Source organism: Yersinia sp. 2542 StPb PI (assembly GCF_048593855.1).
Classification (GTDB): Bacteria; Pseudomonadota; Gammaproteobacteria; order Enterobacterales; family Enterobacteriaceae; genus Yersinia; species Yersinia enterocolitica_E.
The window spans coordinates 23,017-29,539 of record NZ_JAZGQA010000035.1 but is presented as its reverse complement, the minus strand read 5'-3'; the positions used below and the strand labels follow the sequence as shown (position 1 = coordinate 29,539).

Here is a 6,523-nt window from a genome sequence, read left to right as displayed (position 1 = left end):
GTAATTAATAGATGTTTGGTTAGCGATTTAGCAAGATAAGGTTTTTTATCATATAGCATGAGGTGTCAGCACTCAGATAGCCTATCAACACAGACTAATCTGCTCTTGTTGATACCCTGTTTAAAATTTAAACATTAAAGTAAAACTCTTGGAGTGTATGGAATAGCCGCTTGATAAGGCATAGAAGGGACTTATGCATAAATCGTTATCTTTGGTTCTCATTGCTGTTATCGCAGGATGTGGTGCGAAACAACCCCCTCCCGAAACGGTCAGCATTGATAATTACACCGCAAATCGTATCACCAGTATTATAGAAGCTAAATTAGAAACAGCACCTTATAGCAATAAGGGTGATGTTATTGCGAATATATCTGCTGAGTTTTTAGGTACACCTTATGAGGCAAATGTACTCATTGGTTCGCTAACGCAACCTGAACAGTTAGTGGTCGATTTCCGTGGATTGGACTGTTTCACCTACCTGGATTATGTTGAAGCCTTGCGAAAATCAGGAAGCAAGGCGGAGTTTGTGCAGCAAGTTATCAGAACAAGATATGTTGATGCTGATGTCAGCTACTTGCACCGAAAACATTTCTTTACTGACTGGTCACAGCGATCCCCTTTAAACGCACAAGATGTTACTGCACAAATAAGTACTCATACCCACACTGTTCTCAAAAATCTGAACCAGAAAAAAGAGGGTGGCGAGTTTATCCCCGGGTTGAGTGCTATTGAGCGTAATATTGTTTATATTCCGGCTGAGTTTATTAATGATGCGGTCGTCGCAGAGTTAAAAAATGGGGATTATATCGGCATTTACACCCCTATTTTAGGTCTGGATGTCACCCATACAGGAATATTTATCAGGACAGCAAAAGGCGCGATGTTCCGTAATGCATCATCAATGAAAGGGAACAATAAAGTTGTCGACTCACCTTTCTTGGAATATGTGAAGAAAACCCCAGGTATTGTGGTACTTAGGGCATTGCCGGTCGGAGATAGTGATTTAGAACCAATGGGTTGAGTTCAGTATGGTGGTATCCGTTATTCCCCCGATTCAACAGGGAATAACGGGTATATTACTGATGGTTTACGGCCTGAATTGCGGATTAATCAGCAAGAATATTGCCGCTAATTGTTCACGATTCTGCAAGTTTATTTCGCTGCTGGCAGAATAACCCTGGTTGTGAATAATCATTTCACCTAAGCCAACCAGCCAATCATAAATATAAAATGCAGTATTATTGGTCGGGGTCAATGCCAATTTGGTTAATCGCTGTGATGCGCCCAACGGCGATACTGATTTAGGTGGTTGGGCAAAAATCTTATGTCCCCGATTAATACGGCTATCAGGGCGCTGGTTTTCCTCTATTTGTAAGAAACCAAGCCAGGCAACAAAATCGCCCAATACCGTCAACGCACGCGATACCTGACGATCGGCTTTGGTTTCACGGTGCAGACCAACTTGCTCACTGCCTGCCAGTATCGTGATTAACTGCCCGGCGATATCCAGTCGGATACTGGCGGTAATCAGTTCTGCAACCAGCAATTCAATCGTGGGTTTGGCAATACCGAGCAGTTCAATCAATGGGCCGTTATCGGGCAGTTGTCGCAGGTGATTTATCCAATAACGCTGCACACTTGCGGCATAGGCTGTTTCATAATCATGGCTTATCGCAGGTGTTACCGTGGTTTGAAATGCCGCGGATACAGGCCTATCACTGAATAAGTCGATATCGATACCGATACTAAAAGGTTCGCTATGGGTCGCTGGGGTGATCAATTCAGCCGCACGGTTTTGCTGTTGTAGATATAAGCCGCGTAACTCATCACGAGAGGGCAGCAGTCGCTCTAATAACTCGCCGTGTAAGCCGGTTCGCGTTTGTAAGGCTTTGAGTAAGGTTTCAGCAATACGTTGTTTCTGTTGCAATTCGCTGTTTGCTGGCTGATACCAGCCTGCAAGCAGGTTATCGGTCAATTCTCGTTGTAACTCATGAAGTTGTTCGGTTATCCGTTCTGTTTTGATATCACGACGGATCTCTTGGGTCAGATAAGTGACCATTCGTTCAACACCACGAGTGTCCAATGCCAGCATGGAGCCCCAGCTATCACCAGGATTACCCACATGACGTTGTACCGCTTCGTCATAATTTTTCGCACCAGCCAACTGTGGGTCTGCGGTAACCCGTTGATCAAAGGGTGTTAATGCCCAGATTAACCCAGGATTGCGACGGGAACGCACCTGCACATTTTCCCCCTGAGTTTGCTTAACCCAATAATCCAGTGCCTTACCGACAGTTTTGACTTCTGAGCGTTTACCCGCCGCATTGCAGACTAATAGCAGGTTTATCTGTTGTTTATCCGTGTAGCGGTCAAGTAAATAGGCATTTTTAGCTTGAGATAGCAAAACGGCCTGCGGATAAGGAGGATGTTCAAGGTATTCTGGTGTATCGAATGGCTCAGTAAAATCAGGGAAATCTAGCAAGTCAATGGATTCAAATACATTTTTACGGGTAGAGGTGGTCAGCGGGATATGTAACTCGGCAGCTAAAAAAGTTAGCTCAGCAAGTGACAACGTCACTAAATCAGTCGTATTGTCATCAACTAAGGGCATAACTTGAATGTGGCTATCCGCGGGTGTGTTCAGAGAATAGAGTGTCGCAACATTCATAACGCCATTGGCGGGCAATAGGGTATCGTCCACTAATACGCTTAGTGGTGACAGTACTTGAGTCGCGCCGCCCAGATGTTGCAAAGTATAGGCGAAATGGCGGTAAGCATCGGTCAATGGATGTAATTCTGTCCACAGTAATGAGAACAAAAGGGCACGATCATCAATGCTCAGATAAGGAGCCAGTTCAATGGCCACTGGCCAGAAATGAGTTTCCAGTCTTCTCTGGCGCGGGGCGTCATGACGAACCAGATAATCCCACAGCCCAATGACATCATCACTGCTGATACCTGCATTGGCGATCGGTTGTCTACGCATAACGAGCTGTTGCAGGTGGTCAGTAATATGCTGTTCATCCAGCGAATGCTCTCGTCCATCCTGATGACGGGGGTCTTGAGGGTTATCCAGTAGATAAGCACCCACAACTATTTTAGCAATATCCACTTCACTGAGAAGAGAAAGCCGTACCGGATGGCTTTCGTAATGACTAACGGCTTGCTGGCTAAAACGTGTTGCCAGCCCACAGGCCTGATAGCCCGGTTTTATTTGTTGCCAAAAGTCGAGGGTTTTCCCGCCAAGGGTGGTTTCCAAGCGGCCATTTTCATCCGCCGCCAGCGCTGAAATAAGGTGCTGTTTCCCGGCAGATGACTGACCAAAAAAGCCAATGCTCATGCCGGTTAAGGATGTTTCCGTTAGCTGACGTGCTTTATTGCGATGGCGACGCAGTTTGATGGTGAGAAGATCGGCTTCAATATCCAATCGAATGGCGTGTTGGCGCACATTGTCAATCCAATCAATTGTTTGATCAATACCTTGTGTGACCTGCTCAAGCTGGCTATTGAGCTGTTGGGTGATTAATGATTTCATTTTCTAAATACACTCCCACTATCAATCCAATAATGGGTTGATCCTGAACCGTTGCTGGCTAATGTGTTGAGCTTGAGGCGCAGATGATGGGATGGCACACGGCTCCCATCTTGCAATACGGCATCCGCTATCTCAAAGCGCTCCTGACCATCGTCATTCTGCTTGTCACCCTTTGCTAATCTCAGTCTGACATGCAATACGCTGTCACCCGCGACTTTGCGCGCCAGTTCCTGATCAACAATGGATAAGGTATAAAGCGGCGAGGCAGGCCAACGGTCATTATCGAGCTGGCGAAAGCCAAGGCACAACGACCCTCTAACCTGAAAATGAGCGTCGGATGGCAAGGCAAAATTGCTGCTATCCAGATCGATATCGCGATAGTAGACATTCTCTTCTGTCAGTGCGTCGCTGCTGTCTAACATCCCGAGGTAGCGTATGGTCGAATAAGGTTGGAAATCACCGGCTTTAAAGTAAAAACCGGCCAGCCGCAAATCCAGTGCCAGTAAACACAGCATTGCCCCCACTGCGGCAGTCGATTTTGGGTTATCGATGCGACCATGCTTGTTAAACGGATACCAATCGCTGGTGTGATATCCATCCAGCGAGAGAATACGATTGTTGGGCAGCGGTTGCAGATGGCGAAATAGTGCCTGAATGCCGGGGAAGCGTGAAGGGCGGCCAGTCAATAACAGCACATCACAAGAATAGAGTGATACCACTTCAGACAGTGAACGCAGGTTTTGCGTAATACTCATTCGGTTAGATAAAAACTCACCGTGCAACTTGCTTAGCTTTAATACTAACGGAACCTGCAAAATATCAAACCCGCCAGCATCTGTTGGCAGTTCACGCTGAACTTCGCTGTTAATGTAATCAAGGACTTTCTGTGTCGGTAATTGGGGTAATAGCTCGCCAAAATTAGCGTCTATTTCTGCACTGGCATCCAGGGGATCAAAGTTTTCGTAGGCTTCCAGAATAGCCCGGCCTGCGGGCATAAATATCTGCAATGTGGCTTGCTGACGCAGGGCTGATTGCCCATCCATGCGGCCATCATTGCCGAATAATTTATCCAGCAAGGCATCAGTATTGGTGACGCCAGCTTTCTTAAGGCGAGCCTGGAGGGCAGGTAGAAGATAGAGCTGAATAACATCCAGCAAAATATCATCACCGGCCACTTTAAACCCTTCACGGAATAACAGGCGCGGGCTGATTTTGACATTATTGCCAATACCATCATCCAGCCAATATTGCGTAATTGCCAGGTCGGTGGTGCCACCGCCAATATCGATAGAGGCGATACGTAAGGTTTTCCCGACAACATCCCCAGCTTCCGGCTGTTTATCGGGTCGTGCCATACTGGCAAAAAAGGCTGCGGTACGGCCACCGAAATTAACTTGAGTTTCGTTATACAGATAAACCATCTGACCGCAGGTCGCTTCATCCCATTCCATCTGTACATCGGGTACTGGAACCTGGCTTTTGGCGCGGCCTTGCGTGGATGCAAAGTTATCATCTGCCGGATGCCAACCCATAGATTTCCAAACTAAGGCAATGGCTTCATTCATCCGGCGGCGGAATATCTCGCGCTCCGGTTTTGGCATGGCGGAAGGCAGCGTTAAGATAATGGCGCGTAATTGCCGTGGCGCATTGGCATGGGTCATTTTCAAACGTTGTGCCGCGCTGTTGATTTGCATCAGCGCTTGCGCCAATAGTTCCGACAACATAAATGTCATCAATGAACTACGGCTATAATGTGGTGAAAATACCGGGAGCCGTTCATCTACTGGCACCGTATAGAGCGGTTGGCCGTCATCATTGACCAGATTGGTCAGCGGCAACGCCGTCGCCAGCGGTTCATGTATCAGTGTGGTTTGGGTCTCGTTGAAGCGCCAGCCCGCAGTATAGGTCTCTTCATCCCACAGATAGCGGCGGGGGCTGGAAATGCCGGTAGACCCGTCGGTGCCCAAACGGTGCTGTGCCATACGGCTGGCTTCACGACCAACACGGGTAATCGCAGGCCAGATAAAGGCATCGTCACGACCACTTTCCACCGAAAAATTCTGTTTGCCGAACTTCGCTTGCGCAAATTCAATCCGGCTTTCAAACAGTTCGTTATACAGATAGTGTGGCTCGCTTAAATCACGAATTTGTAATTCGTAAGTCTGTTTCAGGCCATTACTTTCATCGGCATGGTCTTCCACCAAAATGCCGCAGGTATGCGAGTTGCCGACATCGAGGATCAAATCAACATTAACGGTAGGTTCTTGTAGGGTGCTGGTGTTGATTTTGATTTCTGGCACACCAATCTGGCTGCCAAGTAACTCCAGCAAATTAAGATAGTGCGCCTGATATTCGAATTCGCGCAGCGATACACTGATATGCCTTTCGGTGCGTTCTTCCTGTTCTGATGCCTGTTGAACAAAAACTTCCCGCAACCAACCGTCAACCCAGGTTAAATCAAGGAATTCTGCCAATTCTTCATTGTGGTAGGCCAGGGCGAAACTTAATCCAGTTTTGACATCATTTTCATTAGGTGCCAAATACTCATTAGCATCACCTTCAGGATAGACTTTGGTATCAAATGCCATGGTGACACGTAAAGTATTGCCATCTTGATCTGGCGAATCTAGCACTAAAATCTGTACTCTGGCCCAGTTATCAGGCCCATTAACGAAGGTGCGCGGCGGATTAAAACGCAAGAAGGGCAGCGGCAACCAAATCTTGTTCAGCAGTTTTAGCGATTGTTCCAATGGAATACTAAATTCAGGTTTAACAATCTCTGGGGCTGAGCCGGGTACCATTAGCGAATATTTACCATTATGTGGATGGTAATTCAGGCGTAATAGTGGGCCATTAGCACTTTTGCGGACGAATTTATTTGGCAGCTCAGTATCTAATTGGGGCTTTAAAGCGAAGTCCAGAAACTGAATGCCACTGTCCTGAATAAGCGTAATTTTCTGTTTTAAATCCGTGATCGTTGCCAGCATA

3 protein-coding genes are annotated in these 6,523 nt (G+C 46.9%); 1 reads left to right on the top strand and 2 read right to left on the bottom strand.

The genetic code is table 11. From position 1 onward, the window contains the following. Positions 1-193: 193 nt before the first annotated feature. Positions 194-1,021, top strand: coding sequence for a DUF1460 domain-containing protein (locus V1952_RS06835; protein WP_420074509.1), 828 nt, complete (start codon positions 194-196; stop codon positions 1,019-1,021). Between the two features lie 66 nt (positions 1,022-1,087). Here the strand turns inward: V1952_RS06835 and V1952_RS06830 are convergent, their stop codons facing one another. Together V1952_RS06830 and V1952_RS06825 are read right to left on the bottom strand one after the other, a co-directional pair. Continuing rightward, a complete protein-coding gene (locus V1952_RS06830) occupies positions 1,088-3,535 on the bottom strand; it encodes a putative virulence factor (protein WP_420074508.1) in 2,448 nt (815 codons plus the stop codon). Beyond that, a complete protein-coding gene (locus V1952_RS06825; protein ID WP_420074510.1) occupies positions 3,532-6,522 on the bottom strand; it encodes a virulence factor SrfB in 2,991 nt (996 codons plus the stop codon). The genes V1952_RS06830 and V1952_RS06825 overlap by 4 nt, the downstream gene beginning before the upstream one ends. Position 6,523 lies beyond the last annotated feature (1 nt).